The sequence below is a fragment of the Paenibacillus sp. sgz302190 genome (assembly GCF_059820445.1).
The window spans coordinates 25464-46690 of record NZ_JBZYAO010000017.1 but is presented as its reverse complement, the minus strand read 5'-3'; the positions used below and the strand labels follow the sequence as shown (position 1 = coordinate 46690).

18 protein-coding genes are annotated in these 21227 nt (G+C 48.1%); 17 read left to right on the top strand and 1 reads right to left on the bottom strand.

What is annotated here, in order from left to right; all coding sequences use genetic code 11:
• The first annotated feature begins 6 nt into the window (after positions 1-6).
• Positions 7-705, top strand: coding sequence for a cyclic nucleotide-binding domain-containing protein (locus tag AC6RNO_RS19455; protein ID WP_497106442.1), 699 nt, complete (start codon positions 7-9; stop codon positions 703-705).
• 49 nt (positions 706-754) lie between these two features.
• Positions 755-1204: a DMT family transporter gene (locus AC6RNO_RS19450; RefSeq protein ID WP_474681901.1), complete on the top strand. Its 450-nt coding sequence runs from the start codon at positions 755-757 to the stop codon at positions 1202-1204.
• Positions 1205-1293: 89 nt separating this feature from the next.
• Here AC6RNO_RS19450 and AC6RNO_RS19445 read toward each other — a convergent pair whose 3' ends face one another.
• Positions 1294-2088, bottom strand: a complete 795-nt coding sequence (locus AC6RNO_RS19445; RefSeq protein ID WP_497106441.1) for a stalk domain-containing protein — start codon at positions 2086-2088, stop codon at positions 1294-1296.
• A 211-nt stretch (positions 2089-2299) separates the two neighbouring features.
• Here AC6RNO_RS19445 and AC6RNO_RS19440 point away from each other — a divergent pair, with 211 nt between their 5' ends.
• The 15 genes from AC6RNO_RS19440 to AC6RNO_RS19370 all read left to right on the top strand — a co-directional run bounded on the left by AC6RNO_RS19440 (position 2300) and on the right by AC6RNO_RS19370 (position 21210).
• On the top strand, positions 2300-3283 hold the full coding sequence (locus tag AC6RNO_RS19440) for a DUF6602 domain-containing protein (RefSeq protein ID WP_497106440.1): 984 nt from the start codon (positions 2300-2302) through the stop codon (positions 3281-3283).
• A 37-nt stretch (positions 3284-3320) separates the two neighbouring features.
• Entirely contained in the window at positions 3321-4955 is a 1635-nt protein-coding gene (locus AC6RNO_RS19435) for a Cas10/Cmr2 second palm domain-containing protein (protein ID WP_497106439.1), read from the top strand.
• Positions 4918-5616: a hypothetical protein gene (locus tag AC6RNO_RS19430; protein ID WP_497106438.1), complete on the top strand. Its 699-nt coding sequence runs from the start codon at positions 4918-4920 to the stop codon at positions 5614-5616. The genes AC6RNO_RS19435 and AC6RNO_RS19430 overlap by 38 nt, the downstream gene beginning before the upstream one ends.
• Positions 5552-7279 carry an RAMP superfamily CRISPR-associated protein gene (locus AC6RNO_RS19425; protein ID WP_497106437.1) on the top strand — a complete coding sequence of 576 codons (1728 nt, stop codon included), beginning with the start codon at positions 5552-5554 and terminating at the stop codon, positions 7277-7279. The genes AC6RNO_RS19430 and AC6RNO_RS19425 overlap by 65 nt, the downstream gene beginning before the upstream one ends.
• On the top strand, positions 7276-8700 hold the full coding sequence (locus AC6RNO_RS19420) for an RAMP superfamily CRISPR-associated protein (protein ID WP_497106436.1): 1425 nt from the start codon (positions 7276-7278) through the stop codon (positions 8698-8700). Before AC6RNO_RS19425 ends, AC6RNO_RS19420 begins: the two co-directional genes overlap by 4 nt.
• Positions 8687-9088 (top strand): hypothetical protein, encoded by a 402-nt coding sequence (locus tag AC6RNO_RS19415; RefSeq protein ID WP_497106435.1) that lies wholly within the window; start codon positions 8687-8689, stop codon positions 9086-9088. The genes AC6RNO_RS19420 and AC6RNO_RS19415 overlap by 14 nt, the downstream gene beginning before the upstream one ends.
• Positions 9081-11387 (top strand): hypothetical protein, encoded by a 2307-nt coding sequence (locus AC6RNO_RS19410; protein ID WP_497106434.1) that lies wholly within the window; start codon positions 9081-9083, stop codon positions 11385-11387. Before AC6RNO_RS19415 ends, AC6RNO_RS19410 begins: the two co-directional genes overlap by 8 nt.
• A 36-nt stretch (positions 11388-11423) precedes the next feature.
• Positions 11424-13499, top strand: coding sequence for a class I SAM-dependent methyltransferase (locus AC6RNO_RS19405; protein ID WP_497106433.1), 2076 nt, complete (start codon positions 11424-11426; stop codon positions 13497-13499).
• Between the two features lie 45 nt (positions 13500-13544).
• Positions 13545-14348 carry an NUDIX domain-containing protein gene (locus AC6RNO_RS19400; RefSeq protein WP_497106432.1) on the top strand — a complete coding sequence of 268 codons (804 nt, stop codon included), beginning with the start codon at positions 13545-13547 and terminating at the stop codon, positions 14346-14348.
• Between the two features lie 72 nt (positions 14349-14420).
• Positions 14421-15101 (top strand): nicotinamide riboside transporter PnuC, encoded by a 681-nt coding sequence (gene pnuC, locus AC6RNO_RS19395; RefSeq protein ID WP_488436211.1) that lies wholly within the window; start codon positions 14421-14423, stop codon positions 15099-15101.
• 6 nt (positions 15102-15107) lie between these two features.
• Positions 15108-16121, top strand: coding sequence for an AAA family ATPase (locus tag AC6RNO_RS19390; RefSeq protein ID WP_497106431.1), 1014 nt, complete (start codon positions 15108-15110; stop codon positions 16119-16121).
• A 134-nt stretch (positions 16122-16255) separates the two neighbouring features.
• Positions 16256-16963 carry an iron-sulfur cluster repair di-iron protein gene (ric, locus tag AC6RNO_RS19385; RefSeq protein ID WP_474681887.1) on the top strand — a complete coding sequence of 236 codons (708 nt, stop codon included), beginning with the start codon at positions 16256-16258 and terminating at the stop codon, positions 16961-16963.
• 38 nt (positions 16964-17001) lie between these two features.
• Positions 17002-17727 (top strand): YwiC-like family protein, encoded by a 726-nt coding sequence (locus tag AC6RNO_RS19380; RefSeq protein WP_497106430.1) that lies wholly within the window; start codon positions 17002-17004, stop codon positions 17725-17727.
• 169 nt (positions 17728-17896) lie between these two features.
• Positions 17897-18907, top strand: coding sequence for a 2-oxoacid:acceptor oxidoreductase family protein (locus tag AC6RNO_RS19375; RefSeq protein ID WP_497106429.1), 1011 nt, complete (start codon positions 17897-17899; stop codon positions 18905-18907).
• Complete coding sequence (locus tag AC6RNO_RS19370; protein WP_497106428.1) at positions 18907-21210, top strand: thiamine pyrophosphate-dependent enzyme; 2304 nt, start codon at positions 18907-18909, stop codon at positions 21208-21210. The genes AC6RNO_RS19375 and AC6RNO_RS19370 overlap by 1 nt, the downstream gene beginning before the upstream one ends.
• Positions 21211-21227 lie beyond the last annotated feature (17 nt).

The window sequence follows — 21227 nt, the reverse complement described above, 5'->3', positions numbered from 1 at the left end:
CGAACAATGAAAGAAATCCATGATCGCGAGAAGTTGGATCATTATTTGCGAGCGCATCAATTGGAATCGATATTTAATGAGCAATTTACGCCGCATTTGTCGCTTTACTACTACGACCAAGGGGAATTAATCTGCTCTCAAGGGGAATCCGCCCAATTTTTGTACGTGCTTGTTAAGGGAAAGCTTAAAATTTCTACGACCTCGGCGGAAGGCAAAACGCTGATTCTTTCTTTTATAAAACCGCTCGATCTGATCGGGGATGTTGAATATGTGCAAGGCGCAAATATTCTCAATACGGTCGAGGCTGTATCGCCTGTTTGCATGATCGGGGTTCATCATCGCTGGTTGAATAAATACGGCAAAGAGCACTCACCTCTGCTGCAATTTTTGCTGAAAATTATTGCGCGGAAGTTTTACATGAAATCCGTTTCGTTAAGCTTCAATTTGATGTATCCGGTTGAGGTGCGATTGGCAAGTTATTTGTTGTCTGTCTCATTTGACGACTCCGATACGTTATTTAAAGGGCAGCTAAGTACAGCGAGCTTGCCGGATGCGGCGAATTTAATCGGCACCAGCTACAGACATCTGAACCGGGTCATCCGGCAGTTTTGTACGGAAGGTTTGGTTGAACGCAGCAAAGGATTTATCCTCGTTAAAGACAGAGATGGGCTGAGGGCGCTGGCAAACCGAAATATTTACGAATAATTTTGCAGCATTGGTTTCGTCACAAATGAATCCCGAAGGAGAGTCGGTTATGACGCTAGGACTGTCATTGGCGCTTATTGCAGGTTCGCTGGTCAGTTTGCAAAATGTTTTCAACAGCAGGGTAAATGAACGCGCGGGATCGTGGGCAACCACTGCGCTGGTATTAGGCATGGGATTCGTCGCTTCACTGACACTGGGTCTGATTTTTGAAGGGAGGCACATGTTTATTTTGCAGCATATGCAGCCCTGGTACTGGTTCAGCGGTTTGGTCGGAGTCGGGGTTGTAACCTGCCTGGTGCAGGCCATAAGACGGCTCGGCCCTACGTATGCCATTTCAATCGTACTGGCAGCACAGCTCGGATTTGCGCTGTTGTGGGACACGCTGGGATGGTTCGGTCTGGATAAAGTCCCTTTTACTGCCAACAAGTTGATCGGAGTGCTCGTTATTATTGGCGGTATTTTTGTGTTTAAAATGGGCGGGGTACGCAAGCGCGGATAAAGGCAGTCAGATGCTGCGCCGTCGATATTCGAACCCGCGACCACTAGGTTTGGACTACCTGCATGTATTCGATCACAATTTAGAGACACTCAGTTCTTATTTAACTGATCGAGCACTTCTTGCGTAATATCATATTCCCAACGACTAAATTTCGAAAGATAAGAAATGGTCTTCGTTTCCCCTGCTCCTTCGATAGCGTAATCAAGGGAAGCAGGTACTTTGATCAAAAGCGCATATTTTCCTGGTTCAACAATGTTCCCTTGATTATCTTTAAAATCCCATGAGGGAACATTGGCGGTGAACCAAGAACTTGCCGGCACCTTGCCTTGTAAAGGGGGCACTTTGTAATCAAACAAAACGGTATCACCTCCCGCATCCACTTTAACGATCTCATATTCGATTTGAAGTGGTTGAATATGGATTGCTTTCTTCATGGAGTTTTTGAATTGAATGAGGGGTTTAATGGATTTAGCGTTGTAGTCAATATCTGCTTTTCCAAATGATACTCCCGCGTCTTCTGCAAGGATTCCATCTTTGAACCCGTTCGTCTGAGTTAAAGTCCACGCATTCTCACTCTTCTTCCCATCCAGAATTCCGATAAATTGGATATCTATTTGATTGTCGCCATTCGCCGCAGATGATGGTGCCTGATAATCAACCTTTGCACCCAAGGATTCAGCAAACAAACGCAATGGAATATAGGTCTTGTTATTGTAATTTATTACTTGATTTTCTCCGCTCACATCCAAAACATGAGGTTCTCCGTTCACATGAAATGTTATCTTGCTGGGAAACAAATATGCTTGGATACTTTGTGATGCAAAAACTGCTGTGCAAGATGATATACCGATGCCTAAAAATAAGCCAGTAACAAATTTTTTCATAAGAATCCCCTTTTTAAATTTCAGTGATGCATGTATAGACTTAGTTTTGTCAATTTTGTTGCACGAGTGGATTTATCGCGAAACCAAGGGAAAATTACACAGGAATAAAGGAATTTTGTAATTATAGGTCGAAATTACTTTTTTATTGGGTATATTTCCCTTTATGTAACAGTTTATATGGTTCTAAAATACTAAAAAAGGATGGCGAAGCATGAGCAATCAAATTGGCAAAGATGTCTTTTTTCGTATTCATAGCAATTATAAATATATGAATCAAATGATGGTTGAGGAAATGGATATTGCTTCCTGCCACCCGGGATTAACGGGCAACCATCGGGAGGAAATGTGGCTGAAATTTTTCAGGGGCATTTTGCCCCAGAAGTTTTCATTGGCACAAGGGGTTATGATCATTGACTCCTATAACAACGTATCCAGAGAAGTGGATATCGCCGTTTACGACGAGCAATACACGCCTTACGTTTTCCAGTATAACACGTTGAAGTTTGTTCCCATTGAAGCGGTTGTTATGGTGATTGAGTGCAAAAGTGCTGCTCCACAGCCGGAGCCGTTGCGGAAATGGGCTGAAAGCATCGATCGTTTGAAGACAAGGAGTACGGGTGTCGCCAGAATGGCGACGGGTTATACGATTGGGGTTAGCAATACGACACAGAAATGTACGCGGCCCATCAAAATTTTGGCTTGCATGAAAAAAACGGTGCAGGATGCAACACAGGAAAAAATGGCCGATGACTTAGGAGATATTTTTGACTTTATTGTTCATGAGAAACAGGATAGGGAGGCTGCAAATAAGCATTTTGAGGTTGTGATCAAGCATGCAAACAAGTCTCTTGGGTGGTGGGGAAGGCAGCTTAATAACGGCGCAGCGAAAGATGAGGCCGATAAAAATCTGTGTTTGCAGAACTTTACTGTGAAGCCGTCAGAGCAGTCGACGAAACAGTTTGAGAGGCCATCAAGGGAGCATTGCCCGGAATTAAGTTTAGACGACAATGGATTTCTGCTAAATAAACTGGAGGACTTGGAAGTGCCCGGCAATCCGCTGTTATCCCTGAACCTGCAGCTGAACCAATTGCTGATGCTTTTAAATAATCCGATGTTATTCCCTCATCTCGCCTATGCCCAAGCGTTCAGAAATATTATCGCAAATGGGCAGGAACAAGGGAGCGGGCGGCACTAGGCCAACATTTGAAATAGAGAGGGGCAGAACGGATTCCATGTTTACATATGCTTTCATCGATGTCTCGCAGAAGCAGGAGTTTATTTTTCAACATAATAAGCTTAGAGATAATTTATACAATTCGTTTGTTATCAAATCGGTTACTGAAAGAATGGATCTGGAGGATCTGGCTGATTTGGAAATATCTTTAAGAGGATACTTGGAAGGCAATCATACGGGTCAGTTTGAATTTGAATATTCAGGCGGGGGAAACAGCATTGTGCGGTTTGAAAAAGCCGAACAGGCCAAAGTATTTGTCAGAGGTTATTCTTATGCTGTGTTAGCAGCTTATCCGGACTTGGAATTGTACATCAGTTTGGTCGATGAAGCGGAAGTTACAGGGATATGTACGGACAGCGAGGATAAGGACAAACGAATTCGCAAGCTGCTGCATCAAAGAGCGGATCAAATAAAGGACAAGCGCCGCTCCAGATTCCGGCGTTGGACGTATGGGATCGAGTTGATCAATGAAACAGGCCAAGCCGCGCGGATCGAAGAAATGGACAGGAGGAATTATAAACTGTCCAGAAATCATTTGATCAATAAATTGAAGCCTGAACTTGAGGGAACCCCTATTGAAGACACGATAGAATTGCAGGATTACAAGAAGGAAAACGATGGAAAGAGCTATATCGGTGTTATCGTCATTGATGGCAACAAAATGGGGGAGATGGTCAACCGAATTTTGAGTTTTGGTCAGCTGAGGGATTTTAGTGCGAAGATTGAACAGATTTATTGGGAAGCCGTAGTAGAGGCTCTCCGGGCATGCGCCGGAACAATGAAAAGCGATAATCTCGAAACCGGTCAAAGAGATCCAATATGCGTGACCCCAATTGTCATGGCAGGGGACGATATTTGCTTGATCATAGAGGCGGAGTATGCGCTCTCCACCGCAGCGAATATCATTAAACAGATTCAAAAGATATCGGCCCGTGAAACCGGGCGGAACGATGGAATCGGTGAGATTTTTAAGGAAGAGCACTTGACCGCCTGCGCAGGAGTGGCGATTGTGAGATACACGTATCCGTTTTTTGAAGCCGTAAAAGTAGCCGAATCGCTCTGCCATCATGCCAAGGAATCGATCTATGCTGTAGAGAGCGGGCGTGCCGCCAACGCTTCCTTTATAGACTGGGACATCGTGCAAGGACAGACGACGATTGCTCATACATATGAAGATTACGTGAAGCATAAGGACGATCGGGAGATTTTTCATATTAAGCCTTTGCGGGTGGATCAGAGCGCTCCTGTTCAAGACGGTATATACAGCTTTGATTCCTTTATGGAGATGGTCAACCAAATTAGAGCAAAAACAATCAGCAACTCGACATTGGAAAAAGTCAAGAAACATATGTACGGGGGCTGGGAATCCTACAAGCTGTTTTTTGAAACGAATAAGGCAAGCGGCAAAGACCTGATTAAACTCGTGGAAGGTATATACTCCGAATATGCTGAATGCGATAGTGCGGCGATCAAAAAGGAGAGCGGTTCCGCAGTATCCTATACCTACGTTTTAAATGATGTATTGGATGCCTTGGCGTTTATTAACAAACAGGAGGGACAAACGGATGCAGCCGGAACGGAATTACAAAATAGAAGTGAAAATTTGCAGCGAAGCGATATACAGCAGCGGTGAAAAGGAGCGCAATCTGGTTCAGTCAAAAGTATTGACAGACCGTTATGGGCTTGTTTATTTTCACGCTAAAACATTCAAAGGCCAGCTTAAACGGCAGGCGTTCTGGTTGTTGGAGCAATATAAGAGTTTCGATCTGCAGAGGGCGCAAACTTTCCTGCACTCTATTGTGCGTCTATTCGGTATCAATAATCAAGAGTTAGAGGGCGCTGCTTCCTGCCTTCAGCATAAGCAAGTACAGGAAACGGGCATCATGCGGCTCAGCCATCTTGAGCTGGATGAGCAGGTTCGAACGTATTTTATCGCCTTGCAAGCGGAGAGCGAGCGGGACGGATACTATCAAATTTCCCCGCACGATCTTATTGAAGCGCAGACCCAGATTCGTACCGGAATCCAACTGGAAGAGGGCGTTGTCAAAAATAAAATGATGACGACTTATCATACTGTGAAAGATGGCCTTTTGTTCCACTCTACGCTCACTTTCGACTCTGACCCTGGTATGTATATAGCGGATTTGCAGCGTATCGTCTGCTCTTTCCGCCGAATAGGCGCTGGCATTCATCGGGGCCGGGGTGAAGTGGAGGCACATTTGCTGGTAGATGGGCGGAAGCCGGACATCCCCAAGCATTTCGATAAAGAAGGTGAGTTGCGTGTATCATTATAGAGTTATTGAAATAACCAATATGGAGCCCGTAAAAATCGGCGCCGGCGGCAGCAAAGCCAATACGGAGCCTTCCAAGGACTATATCCCGGGTTCGGCGATCAGGGGAGCCGTAATCGGTTTACTAAATCGATTGAAAATTTTCAACGACGAAACAGGACCGGCTATTTTATTGAAGATGGAATGTTACAACGCTTATCCATATCGAGATAGCCGTTTGTATATGCCGACTCCGGCGCATTTGCGGGTGGATAAACATAAATGGCGTGAGATCAAGATGAAGGGGGGTACTGAAGAAGCGAGAATTGAAATGACTAATTTGCTGGACGGTTACTCGAACCGAACCGATGATGCCGCCAAGAATGCTTTGGAATACCGTTTTGTAGCGATTAAGAATGACCGGTTGAGAGGAATCAAGGTAGCAAAAGAGTATCGGCTGCATCATAGCGCAAAGCGAGGGAACGAAGAAGTTCGCAAGGAAAATCTTTTTAGATACGAAGCGATTGCCGCGGGGCAAACGTTTCGCGCTATCATAAAGTTTGACAATTCACTGTGTTCGCTTTTGGAGCCTGTATTCAAAAAAATTGTGCGATTATATGTAGGTGGATCTAAAGGCTCAGGATATGGGTTATGCGAAATCAAGCCCAAAGGTGAACTGCTGGTCAGCTATCAGGAAGCTAAGCGTCTTGCGGGTATATCGGGAGAAATAGACTCGCAGCAAGGCAATACGCTGGCGATCACTTGTTTGTCCGATTGTTTGCTGCGCGATGAGTACGGACAACCAATCAATCATATACCGGCAAGGTACATTGAAGAAATTACGGGACATTCCGTCTTATCTGAACCCGAGACCTGCGTGCAGATCGTTCAGACAGGGCGAACGGAAGGCTACAATGCCACTTGGCAGGCCAGGTATCCGAAGGAAACTACGCTAAAAGCAGGGTCTGTTCTGCAGTACACCTTGGCTGAGGAGCTCGATGAGGATAGACTGAGGCAAATGGCGGAAGCTTTGGAAAGTCGCTTGATCGGACAACGCACACAAGATGGCTATGGTTGGATTGGCGTGAATATCCGCTATCCGAACAAGCTGCTTTTGAAAGAAGGCCAGACGCAGCAGCAGAAGGAACAGCAGGGCGACTCGGCAGTAACGGATGCAGGGTTGGAACGTCTGCTGGAAGAAGCATCGGCAAACCCGTCTATGTCGATCATTTTATCAGGGTTGGAGCAGGCCAGATGGCGTTGGCTGCAAATGATTTGTGTCAAATCGCAATTCGATAGTGCGGAAAAGCTGCCAAGTGAAGAAAGTATCCTAATTTCGAATGGCCTTAAGAAGAATCATCTCATGAGGATGAAAGAAAGATTGGAGGCATATCTGGAGAGCCTGAATAACGGGGGCGCTATTCATAACCCCGTTCAGCCTGTTCGCTATTATGAGAATGACAATCAGCTTTGCTCGATTGCCAAACTTAATTTTTCGGAAATTTTGAACTATTTGCAGGAGAAAAAGGCTGGTTCTGCAGAGCCTCTGGATCGTTATGCCGAAAATATGCTGAATAGCAAAAATGGTAAATTCTTTTATTCCCGGTCCATTCACCCCAAGAAGCAATTTATTGCTGAGTTGCTTCGCACCGGTCTGGATATTCAGCAAAGGAGGATAAACGAATGAACCAAACGGTTATCTATTATTTTACGCTTAAGGCTTCTACGCCTCTGTATTTTGGAGGAGGTAAGTTGGAGAAGCCAGGCGATCCGAACAAACTGATTCGAAATTCCGCAGGACAGCCCTTTGTACCCGGAAATTCGATCGGAGGGGCGTTAAGGGAGCATTTGAGCCAAATAGGGGTGTCCAAGGACATCATTCGGTCATATATGGGAGGAATTGGGGAAAACGGCAAAGGTGAATTCGTGGAAAGCAAAATATTTATTAGCGATGGCAAAATAACTGGAGGCAATCATGTAGAGGCAGCAAGCCTTATAGTCGAAAAAGAGGGTACTGCAATTGACCGCGCCTACGGGACGGCAGCCCATCATCACAAATATACATTTGAATATTTGCCGGCAGGCACGGAGCTTGCTTTTCAAGTTGAATGCGATCTTGAAGAACAAACCGTGCCGGAGTTCGAGAAATGGATCTCTTCCTGGGCGCGAGGCTTGGCTGAACATCATTTGCTGCTAGGCGGGAAGAAAAGTAACGGATTTGGGCAATTTGAGCTGAAGGATTTGAAAAGGTCTGTTTTTTCTTTTGACTGCACCGAGGCGCTTGATGAATTCATTTTTGAGCGGTCCATGCGCGAGCCTGAACCCTTTGACTGGGAAGACGTGGAATTGGAAGAGCGGGAAAGGGGTGCTGTATTTACTTTTTCAATGACAGGCTCATTTCCGTACGGTGTGTATCAGGCATTCGATATCAAACATTCGCAGGAACTGATTATAGATTTGGAAAAGATGCCATTGACCGGCTTGCAGCAAAGCCGGAGCGGGGCTTACTATCTACCGTCCACGAGTGTGAAAGGTGTCGTTAGAAGTGAAGTGGAACAACTGATCAGGCGAATGATTGGGAAAACAAGCGATGGCGCAGCGGTCGAACGAAAATGCGATGAGCTGTTCGGGAGTACGGGACGAATCGGGAAGCTTGTTTTCACGGACGTGGAATTGAACAATGCCAGCCCTGTTCAAATTAAGAGATACGATAATAATGAGGGCAAGTGGGTTTCGGGCGAACCTGTATACATCAAGATCGACCGGCTGACCGGCGGCGCCTACAATTCGGCCTTGAAGCGCCAACAAGAAATACAAGGAACGGCCAGCATCCGCTTCCAATTGCACACCGAGCGAGAGGACGCAAGCGAAAATCCGTATATGTTCCCGCTTGTTTATGCGCTGCGCAGAATAGGAGCGGGAATCGTTCCGCTGGGAGGCAGAACGGTCATTGGTTTGGGGCAATTTGCCGCAGAACAAGTGGCCGTTGAGGTGGGCGGTATTGTCAGCGAAGTTTCTACCGATGAAATCCTGTCGGGGGAAAGCCGGGCTTGGCTTGAGTCATGCTTTGAATCGTTTAAAAGGTGGTGCAGCGATGCCGATGCGTAAAGTTTTTGATCTCGTACAGGCGGATATTGAGAATTATGATTTTATAGCGCATTTGCTTGACCGTGTGCTGATAGGCCGCGTAAACGAACCGTCGCATGACGATTTGCTCGAAGCCTTTTACCAGAACCGCATTCTGGAAGTGCATCTTTTTAATACGCAAAAAGAATTGTTTGCTTCGCTTGATCAGGGTGTATTGGTCGCCTATGCCCCGCTGGAACATCGCGACGGCGCGGGCATTACGCGTTCTTATCAGCTGGAGGAGAAGTGGACGAAAGTCTATGAAGCTCTTGAAGTAAAAGAATATATCAATTATGACGAGAATCATCTTGCCTATGTGGATAAAACAGTTTTGTACAGATTGAAACGGAAGGGGAATGCGAATGGCTGAGGACAGAAATAAAAAGCGCAACGGTTGGGCTGGAAAAGGTGGGGGCGATAGTAATCAACCCGAATACATCACATTGCCGTATGATTTTGTGCCTTTTGCCAAGGCTTGCGAGTACCCATACACGCTGGAAACTGTGCCAAAGCATAATGATCAATCAAATTTAAGCGGGGTTATCACTTACCAAATTACGCCCTGTTCCGATTTGGCTATCGAATGGAGGGAGAAACAGGGGGAAGGGCATTATGCAAGCGGCAGCCTGATTAGAGGGAAAATAAGGGCGAATGCCGAAATTTTAAGCAATAGCTATCCCGAGTTTATCCATCAAGGCCAAATGCTGTACCGGGACTTGGCGAGCAATCAAAAAGTTAATTACCGCAATGCTTTGAAGTTGAAGGATGGCATAGAGCGTTCGATTCGCGCAGGCTATTTAAGAAAAATTAATAATGAATATGTTGTCATTCCTGCTAAAGAAATTGAGCCAGGCAAATATTTCGTTTCCGTGAAAGAGCATAGGCTGGTGAAGATGGGACTGAGCAGCAGAAATCGTTTATATAATTGGCATGATCAAAATAAACAGTCGGAATTCAATAAGCTCCAGCAGGAGATTGAAGCCGCAACCGCCAAAATTAAATGGCTACGCGAACAATATAAAGAAGATTTAGCTGGCATAGAGGGGGAAATGTCCAATATTTTTAAAACATATAGTTTTAATCAATGCTTTAGAAATTTAAGCGGGATGAGCAAGAATAATAGAGCACAACTTCTTCATAAGAAATATGAACAGTTGCTGGGTGAACTCAAAGCCCTATCATCGGGCAGCCCAAAGCTGTCTGAGCTGTGTGAGCTAACCGCCAAAAGGTGGAAATTGAAGGCGGAAATGGATATAAAATACAGTACGGAATTAAAGGAGAATCTCCATTTTACCCCATACCAGAAAATGGGCTACTTCAAACGCAATGCCAATAACGGTATTGAACACATTTCATTCGCTCTAAGCAACAATAAGGCTTCAGAACATACTCCTGAAAAATGCTATATATTTAACTCGACGAATGCCCGTTCGAAGCGCAGTCATTATGTTGTGTTGGAGCCTGTCGAGGATAAAACGAAAAAATACTTGGTGCCTCAGCCCTTAATCGAAGGATATAACCACTACATGAAAAAATTTCGTACGCCTGGGGTGCCTGGAGCGGACCGGATAAAGGATTTTTATAATATATTCGATGACGATAATTTCGAAAAGCTTAAAAAAGAACAGGGAAACCATGGACTCATTGTTTTTTTTCAGTTGCCAGAGGAGGGGAAGCAGGGGGCTGACCAAACACAAATAAAGTACATCGGCCGTACGCCGTATTTTAAAATTCCATATAAACATCAATTAAGCGAGCTCATTCCGAAAAAGGAAGCGGATAAGGTCGATTATGCAAGTGCTTTATTCGGTTTTGCTGCGGATGATGCTCAAAGCGACATAAAGTCTTACAAATCCAGGCTGCGATTTAGTCCTGTCGATATTATCGGCAAGCTGGATGAGTCCAGCGTTGCAGAAGCAGCTTTTCTGCTGCCCACCCCATCTGCGTCAGCAAGCGCCATGTACCTGCAGCAAATGGGGGAGAAATTGCAGAGCTATGCACAGTTTCCTCAGCCCTTTTTAAATGGCCGAAAGTATTATCATGTATTGCCCAAAAAGCTCGAGTTCCCTGTTGTATCCAATCCGGGAGATAATGCTAATGCTGATAGAAAGAAAGAGAACAAAGCGAACGAAAATATGTTGAGCCATAAAAAGGTTATTCTATACCATGAAGACAAAAGCAAAAATGTTGTTCTGAAAGGCAAAATTTATTTCAAAAATGTGACGAAAGAAGAACTGGGACTGCTGCTCCTTAGCCTGGATTGGAAGGAACTGCAAAAATCAAGCGCATATAACCTGCACATAGCCCAGCATAAAGACAAGCTGCAACATGCTTATGAGCTAATTGGCGGCGCAAAGCCATACGGGTACGGAAAAGTTAAAATCGCGATTGAAAGTCTTCAATTCGAAGAGCAGGGAAATAGTTTTGAATCGCTGATTTTGCAAACGATGAAAACGGAGGAGCAGCGGCATGCATATATCGATGATTTCATCGGTGTAATGGGCGGACAGGCTTATTTTGAAAAAACCTCTTTTAAACATTATATCCGGAGCAAGCTAGAATTTGCCGGACAGGAGTCTCCCATACATAAGAACTGGGTAAATCTGGGGAAGGGAACGGGTGCTAAGGTTGGATACCCCAAGAACTGGCGTCTAAAGCCGAAGCAGTGATTGAACAGCAATCATTTCACACACGGAGGGAAAATCATGCTCGAATCGCTTGCTGCTATTTCAAGCTGCCGCCAGGCCCGATATGATGGTTTGGAGCGCCATGCTTGGCTGCAATACATTGTTTCGGCTGAGGAGCGTATCGTCAATTTTGAAAGAATTCATTCACTGCAGGAGCTGTCGCAAGCGAATCCGGTTTTGGATTATGTGGAAAGAAGCCTGCTTCTGCTCGATTCGCTGCATGTGTCGTTTTGGATGAAAGAACTGCTGGAGGAAGTGTTGATTTGGTCCGAGACGGCCAAAGGCGGGACATTGCGGGACCGCATCCGCTGGCAGGAAGAAGGGATTAATTGTTTTGTTCATAATATCGGTTCGGCGCAATTGTATCTGAAACACCAAAATGACAAGATGAGCGCTAAAACAAAGCTGATTCACAAGCTTATCGAGACTCACGGGCTTATCGGTCAACAGCTTCGGGGAGAAGTTCCGTCTAGTGAAAATTGGCCGCTAGCGGACTTGGTGAGCGAAGGTTTGGTGACGCCGGCCGAATTGGAGAATTTGCTGCAATCCCTCAATTATTGTATCATCGGGGCGGTCTCCGCCAAGCTTTGGGAGCAGGTTGAAGCTGAGGTTAAGGAGCTCATTCGTCACATCTCCGCCGGGGCGAAGGTTGAAGCGAACAATTTCAAGGACAGGCTGAGCAAGCTGCGTTCCTCCTCCATACTGCGGGGAGAAGATTTTGAGGGCGAGCTGCAAAAGCTGGAGGCCAAGGTCGATTTCCAGGCGCTGCAAAGTTTGTTCAACCACCGGACGTTCTGGTATGTGGAGCCCGCACTGCAAGATTTTTCACTGGAGCAGTTTCTGAAAATATTTTCGCTGATCGCCCGGGCAGCGGATCTTCAGGCCGTTAAGCACATCAGTTTCGAGACATTCATGAACGCGATGTACTACGACTATAAAGGCGTAAAAAAGATCAACATCTACAAAAAGCGGATCATCGAAAAGTATTTGGAGGAACTTTCTTGGGAACAAGTTGCGGCAGGGAGCATCGTTTCAAACAGCCCCCATCTCCGGCACCGGATCGAGAAAAAGGTGTATATCCCGGATACGGTTTTCTTTCGGTTCGAGTTCTCCGCCGCGGCTGACAAGCTGATCGAGTTTTGTGTGGAAGCGGAGAAGTCGCCGTTATACGAAAAGGCCGTGCTGCTGCTGTTCGATTTGTTCGAGCTGCGCAGAGACGCTTACGACCGTTTTCACAATGAAGAAGATTACTTGGCGACGATGAACCAAACCGCAGATTACAAAAAGATTATTTTGGACTACGTGGTCGGGCGGCGCGTCATCGATATCGGCCCGGGCGGAGGCGTTTTGCTCGATTTGATCGAGCGCCAGCTGCCGGACACAACTCCAATCGGGATCGATATTTCCACGAATGTCATCGAAGCGCTGAAGCGAAGAAAGCAGGTGGAAGGCCGCCGCTGGGAAGTGATGCAGGGGGATGCTCTGAATCTGAAGGACTACGTGGAGCCCGGGAGCATAGATACGGTTATTTTTTCGTCGATTCTTCACGAATTGTATTCCTACGTCCCTTACAACGGGAAAAAATTCAATCACGATACGATCGCCGCGGCGCTCCGGAGCGCATTTGACGTTTTGTCCGCCGGAGGGCGCATCATTATTCGCGACGGCATTATGACAGAGCCGGCGGCGGAGAAAAGGAAAATCCGCTTCCTGCAGGAAGACGGGATGTCTTGGCTGGAGCGGTATGCGCGCGATTTTGCCGGCCGGCAGATCGAATTTGAAAAGCTGAGCGGCGTTGAAGCGCTAATGCCTGTTAACGATGCCATGGAGTTTTTGTACACGTTCACATGGGGCGATGAAGCTTACGTTCACGAAGTCCAGGAACAATTCGGTTATTTCACGCCTTCCGGGTACCTTGATTTTATCCGGACAACGCTTGGCGAGCGCGCAAATGTGCTGACGAGCCGGCATTATCTCCAGGAGGGATATACCGAGGCGCTGGAAAGCAAAATCCGAATAACCGATGAAGCCGGAAATCCGGTTTCACTGCCTGACAGCACTTGTTTTATCGTCATAGAAAAAACGGGGAAATGACGTATTGACAAATCGTTTTTATATAATCATAATGATAATATCAAAATGAAATTATTTGACAGGCAGGTGATGGCGATGACCGAATCCATCGAGACCGAATCCATTTATTTCGCCGGCAAGTATCGCACACCCGACGGCGCGCCTGCCGATATCGTGATTTTTACGATCACTTCCACAGAGCGCAAAACAGCCAAGAAATCACTGCCGCTAAGGGAGCTGCAAGTGCTGCTCATTGCCAGAAAAAGTTGGCCTTTCGAAGGGCAGTGGGCTTTGCCCGGGGGATTTTCGAAGGAAACGGAATCGATTTATGAATGCGCGCGGCGCGAGCTTGAAGAAGAGACGAACGTAGGCGGTGTTCATATCGAATATTTGAATGTGTACAGCGCACCGGGCAGAGACCCGCGGGGATGGATCATTTCCCACGCTTTTAGTGCCCTTGTGAACGAGGCGGAGCTGGAAAACCGCAGAGCTGCCGACGATGCGAAGGATGTGCGTTTGTTTCCCGTATCCGAGGCGCTGCAGATGAATCTGGCGTTTGACCACGACGTTATTTTGCGGGACGCTTTGGATCAAATCCGCCACAAAATGCTGACCACGACGATCGCCAAACAATTTCTGCCCGAGCAGTTTACGATCAGCGAGCTGTATCAGGTTATTCAAACGGTCGTACCGGAGTTCGAGGAGAAAAATTTCATCCGCAAAATAACTTCGACCCAGAGCCGCAAAGGGATCATCGAAGAAGTCCGGGACCGCGGCGGCGAGTTGAAAATGTCCAACCGCTACTCTCAGAGGGCCGCGCAGTTATACCGGTTTACAGACGTTCAGCCTCAGCTGTCGATTTACAGCTAGGCGTTTCTTTTTCGGATTTAATATTGTCATTTTGATAATATTATAAATACTATATTGACGGAGGGATGAACAATGAAAAAACAAACGTGGACGATGCTGGGGCTGATAGCAGCCATGCTGGCAGTCGCATATCTGACGTCATCATCAGCTTTGGAAATTGCAGCAACGATCACGGGTCTGCTATGCGTTTGGCTGACGGCCCGGGAAAACATTTGGGCTTGGCCGATCGGCCTCGTGAACGTCGTTTGCTTCTTTTATATGTTCTGGGAAGTGAAGCTTTACGCGGATATGACGCTACAGGTTTTGTTTTTTATGTTGAGCGTCTACGGGTGGTTGATATGGCTGACGAAGCGGGGAACCGCCAAAGTACGGCCAACCAAAAGGATCGACCCGCGATTGGCGGCTTTTCTGCTCGTATTCCTGCTTGTCGTGACTTGGGCATGGGGAACGTTTTTAAAAAGCTACACCGACGCCTCGATTCCTTATGCCGATGCTTTTATCGCCACCTTAAGCGTGATTGCGCAGTATTTGCTATCGTATAAAGTTTTGGAGAACTGGTATGTGTGGATCGCGGTAGACATTTTATCGGTCGCCATGTATCTCTACAAAGGTTTGGATGCGGTCGCCTGCTTGTATCTCGTATTTCTGGGCATCGCCGTTATGGGATTGATATCGTGGAAAAAACAGTGGAACCGGCGCAGTTACGCGCAGAACAGACGGGCTGCCAACCTGGATTTCATGGAAAAGGAGTGAACAAACATGACAAAACGTACGGTAGGACTCACTTTGGGGAAGTTCGCTCCTTTTCACCGCGGACATCAATACGTCGTTGAGACAGCGCTTAAGGAAACGGATGAAGTCATCGTCATCATTTACGATTGTCCCGAAACGACGAATGTTCCGCTTCCTGTCCGCGCCGACTGGATTCGCAGGCTGTACCCTTCCGTGTCGGTGATCGAAGCATGGGACGGTCCGACGGTTGTCGGATATACGCCGGAAATCAAACGTATGCACGAACAATACGTGCTGGGCCTGCTTGGCGGCAAACGGGTGACTCATTTTTATTCGAGCGAATTGTACGGGGAGCATATGAGCGCCGCTCTGGGCGCAGTCAATCGGCAGGTCGACCCGCGCAGGGAACGTGTTCCCGTCTCAGGCACTGCGGTGCGCGCAAACCTTTTCGCGCAAAAAATGTATGTAGACCCGGTCGTATACAGCGACTTGATCACAAAAATCGTTTTTCTGGGCGCTCCGTCGACAGGAAAAACGACTTTGGCCGAACATATGGCCAGGCAGCATCAAACGGTCTGGATGCCCGAGTACGGAAGGGAATATTGGGCGCAGCATCAAGAGAACAGAAGGCTAACGAAAGAGCAGTTGGTCGAAATCGCCGAAGGCCACGTGGAGAGGGAAGATGCGCTGCTTCCGAATGCGCGTGAGTATTTGTTCGTAGATACGAATGCGATTACGACGTATATGTTTTCCCGCTATTATCATCGCGACGCAGCGCCGAGGCTGCGGCAGTTGGCTCAAGACGCCTCATCCCGCTACGATCTCGTATTTGTATGCGACACGGACATTCCGTATGACGATACTTGGGATCGTTCCGGCGACACGCAGCGGCATATGTTTCAAAAACAAATCGTTGCAGATCTTCAAACGAGGAAAATGGCTTATTTTATGTTGAACGGAAGCTTGGAACAACGCGCGCAAAAAGTGAATAAGCTGCTGGCGGCCTTCAAGAAATACCGCAGTTTGGAGGAACTGTTCTGAACCTCGAAAATATGTCACGTCACCCGTCAGGGTGAAGTGCATAGCATCCGTCAAGTGTGTTCCGAATCACAGTGAACAGAGGGCATTAGGCATATACTGTAAGGGAAAAGTTAAGACAGAGAGGATGATTCGAAATGGAACAACATTTTAACGGAGAAGAAAAAATCGGCGCTATCGTTTCCGACTTCCCGGGGGCGAGCAATTTATTCAAGGAAGTCCAGATCGATTTTTGCTGTGGAGGAGACCGCAGCCTCTTGGACGCGATCCGTCAAAAAAAACTGGATGAGCATGAGATTTTGCACCGGTTGAATGAAAGCTTTGCGGAAATGAAAAGCAGGAATGAAGCGAGTGAAACGGATTGGCGGGAAGAGCCGATAGCAGATTTAATCGATTACGTCGTCAATCATCATCATGCCTATTTGCGCAAAGAAATGCCGCTGCTGAGCGAATTTGTCACGAAAGTTTTTCGCGTTCACGGCGGAACTCATGTCGAGCTTTCGGCATTGCATAAACTTTTCCACCAAATGAAGATTGAATTGGATCAGCACTTGATTATGGAGGAAGAGGTGCTCTTCCCTCTGTTAAAGCAATATGCAAGCCATCCGACAGCCGAACTGCATCAACAGGCCATAAAAGGTTTGCATGAGCTGGAGTCGGATCATAGCGTTGTCGGGAATTATTTAAAGGAGATGAGGGCGGTCACGAACGGGTATGCCTTGCCGGAGGGAGCATGCAGAACGTACACCATTACTTTTCATAAATTAGGCGAGCTGGAATCGGATCTTTTTCAACATATCCATTTGGAAAACAACATCTTGTTCCCGCGAATCGAAGAACAATAGGCAGAAACAAAATTTTTCTGTGGGGGAGCGGTGTTCCCATGAAGAAACGGAGTGTCGTGATTCCGCATGAGCATGGCGGTTGGGCCATGGTCAGCGTACCGTTTTTGTTCGGAATGATGGCAGGAATGCTGCAATGGATGCATGTACCGTTATTTATGGCATGGCTTTTTCTTTATTTGTCATCGTATGCGTTCCTTCAATCTGTAAAAAGAACCGCTGACAGAGGTTACTGGGTCAGATGGGGCGTCTTCTACGGATTGGCTGCACTCGTGTGCTTGATTCCTCCGTTAATTAGCGAGCCGTCGCTTTTGTATGTTGGCTTTCCTCTTGCTGTGCTGCTGCTGATTAATATATGGCATGCAAAGCGCAAATCGGAAAGAGCGATGGTGAATGACCTGTGCGCCGTCCTCATTTTTTCCATCGGAGGCGCAGCTGCTTACCTGCTCGGCGGGGGAGGATGGGATCAAACGATGGCGGCGGTCGTTTTGTTCAGCTTTTTGCATTTTACGGGCAGCGTTTTTTTCGTAAAGTCAGTATTTCGCGAAAGAACGAATAAACGTTGGCTCGCCTATGCGCGCGTATACCACGGGTTATTGCTCATCGTTCCGTGGGCGGTCGGATATCCTTTGCTGACCGCTTCTTATTTGTTTTCAGCAGCGCGAACTTTCGCTTTTGCGGGTAAATCGCTGCGTCCATGGTCGGTGGGGATCATCGAAATCGTGGCTGCCCTGCAATTTTTGCTGCTGTCCGCATACTTGTTTTAAGTGAGTTTCTCACATCTGAATCGGATCTGCGTGCAAGAACATCCCCTGTCTTCCTCAGGTTTAACGGTGTTTATCGGATCGGTGACGTGACGAACATCACAACAATTTCAATCCATCTATGATAAAGTTAGCATCGGCTAAGATCATGGAAGAAATGAGGGAGAGGTTATTGTCGATATTGCCGCAAAAAAACGAACTTGGCTTTTACGAGATTCGATTGGAGTCGATTGGCGGGCTTGGCGCAAACCTTGCGGGTAAAATGCTGGCGGAAGTCGGCGTGATTGGCCATGGCTTGAACGGCTCGAACTTTTCATCATACGGTTCCGAAAAGAAAGGCTCGCCGGTCAAAAGCTTTGTCCGCTATTGCGACCCGGACGTCGAAATTCGCGATCATAGCCCGATCGAGCGTCCGCATGTCATCGGCGTTTTTCACGAGACGCTGTATAAAATGATAGACGTCGTAAGCGGGCTGCGTCCGAATGGCGTCGTTCTCGTCAATTCCGCGCGCGATTTCGCGCAGGTTGCCAAGGATTTGGGGCTGCGAACGGGAACATTGGCGATCGTGGATGCGCTTGGCATCGCTGTGGAGGAGAAGACGAAGGTAAATACGGCGATGCTTGGGGCCTTGTTCCGTATCTGCGATTTTCTCGATCCGGAGTCGATGAGGACCGTTATCCGCAAAACGTTCGAGAAAAAGGTGCCTCATCTGGTAGAGCCGAATTTGCGTACGTTTGACCGCGGATTTGCCGAGGTTCGCTTCGAAAGCCTGCATGCCGAAGGCTCAGGGGAAGCGGTCTACCGCCGCCCCGAACCGGCCCTTGGCTATTTGACACAGGAGCCGGGAGGCATTTTAACGGTTGCCGCCAACAGCGTGCTCAAAAATTTAAGCGGCTCGCGTCAAGGCTATTTGCCGGAGTATCGCGAGGATGTTTGTATTCATTGCGCAGCTTGCGACACGGTATGTCCGGATTTTTGCTTTGTATGGGAAAAACGGCCGGATAAGAGAGGCAACCCGCAGATGTACTTAACGGGCATCGACTACCAATATTGCAAAGGCTGTTTGAAATGCGTTGAAGCTTGCCCGACGGATGCGCTTGGCGATTTGCGGGAAGAACCAGGTTATGCGGAGCTTCACCGTGCAGTTCAGCGTTTTCCTTATGCGACGGGAGGGCGAGTTTAATGTCAGTCAAAGAAAATGAGCAGCACGTACAACTGCAAACAACTGCGGCCGAACAACGGACGGTATTCGAATCCGGCAATGAGATGGCGGCGATGGCCGCCGCCCAAATCAACTATCATGTCATGGGCTACTTTCCGATTACACCGTCGACTGAGATCGCTCAATATTTGGATATGATGAAGGCGCGTGGTGAACACGACATCAAGCTCATTCCGGCGGACGGGGAGCATGGATCCGCAGGAATTTGCTACGGCGCCGCCGCAGCGGGGGCGAGGGTATTTAACGCGACGAGCGCGAACGGCTTTTTGTATATGATCGAGCAGCTGCCCGTGCAGGCCGGGACGCGGTTCCCGATGGTCATGAATCTGGTAACCCGCGCGGTGAGCGGGCCGCTTGACATTCGCGGAGATCACTCCGACTTGTATTACGGCCTCAATACCGGCTGGGTCATCCTGACAGCGCGCACGCCGCAGGCCGTCTATGACATGAACATCATGGCGCTGCGCATTGCGGAGCATGCGGATGTAAGACTTCCCGTCATCGTGGCATACGACGGATTTTTCACCTCGCACCAAAAGCGCAAAGTGCAGGTTTTCGCCAACCGCAGAACGGTACAGCAGTTCGTCGGCGAGACAGCGCCCGCATCTCCTCATGTGCTCGATCCCGCCAAGCCGGTCGTCATCGGTGCATACATGAATGGGGACGATTTGATCAATAACCACTTTCAGCAGTCGGAAGCGATGCATCGAGCAGGAGAAGTATTCCGGGAAGTGGCGGATGAATACGAGGAGCTGTCCGGCCGATCCTACGGTACATTGGATTTGTACAAGATGGAGGATGCCGAGGTGGCATTGTTCCTGCTCAATTCGGCTGCCGAATCGGCGAAGGATGTCGTCGACCGGCTGCGCGCGCAAGGCATCAAAGCGGGGGTCGTCAGCCCGAATATGCTGCGGCCGTTCCCGGCCGAAGACATCCGGGACGCTGTTCGCGGGGTGAAGGCGATGCTCATCGGCGAACGGGCGGATTCGTACGGCGCGAATGGGGCGAATTTGACCCATGAGGTCAAATCGGCGCTGCAGGACGATAAAGACAACCGTACGATCGTTCTTTCCCGCATCTTCGGCGTCGGGGGCAAAGATTTCTACGCTGACGATGCCGAAAATTTGTTCCGGTTGACGATTGAAGCCATGGAACGCGGAGCGGCGGAAGTTCCTTTTGACTATTACGGCCATTCGGCATTGGGGTCCGGGCAAAAGCTTGAGCCGGTGCTTGAGCCGATGCACGGTTCCATGTTCAAGTCCGGCCTCATTCAAGTAACGGAAAACGAAGAGACCGGCAAGCTGAAAGTGCGTATTCCGCCATTGCGCGCACTGACCGGGAAGCCGAAGCGGATTGCCTCCGGGCACGGCGCTTGTCCAGGCTGCGGCATTTTCCCGGGGCTGGAGCTGTTTTTTAAAGGCATCGAAGGAGATGTCGTCACGCTGTTCCAAACCGGCTGCGCCTATATAACGACGACCGGGTATCCATACAATTCCCACAAGCAAAGCTTCATCCACAATTTGTTCCAGAACGGACCGGCGACGTTGTCCGGAACGGTTGAAGCGTTCTTGGAACGGAAGCAGCGCGGGGAGATCGAGCTGCCCGATGACTTTACGTTCGTTATGGTGACCGGAGACGGCGGCATGGATATCGGGATGGGCTCGGCGATCGGTACGGCGCTTCGCAATCATAAGATGATCGTCTTGGAATACGACAACGGGGGTTACATGAATACGGGGGCGCAGCTGTCTTATTCGACGCCGATCGGGCACATGACGAGCACGTCAGGCGTAGGCAAGAATCAGCAGGGCAAGCCGTTCCATCACAAGGATACGCCGCAAATTATGGCGGCCACGAACATTCCTTATATTTTCACGGGAACTGAGGCTTATCCGCAGGATCTCGTGATGAAGGCCGCCAAAGCGCAATGGTATGCGCAAAACGAAGGCATGGTTTACGGAAAGCTGCTGATCGCTTGCCCGCTGAACTGGAAATCGGACGACCGTTACGGTGAGAACATTATCAAAGCGGCAGTCGACTCTTGCTTCTTCCCGCTGTACGAAGTAGAGCGCGGCGTTACAACGATCACCTACGATCCGGAGGCCAAAGGCAAAAAAGCGGCGATCTCGGAATGGCTGCGTTATATGGGCAAAACGAAGCATTTGCTCAAGGAGGAGAACAGCGGTCTGCTTGACCAATTTGAGCGCGAAGTGGAGCGGCGGTGGCAGAAATTGAAGGCCAAGCACGACAACCCGTATTTGTAAAAATGAGCATGAGCCTG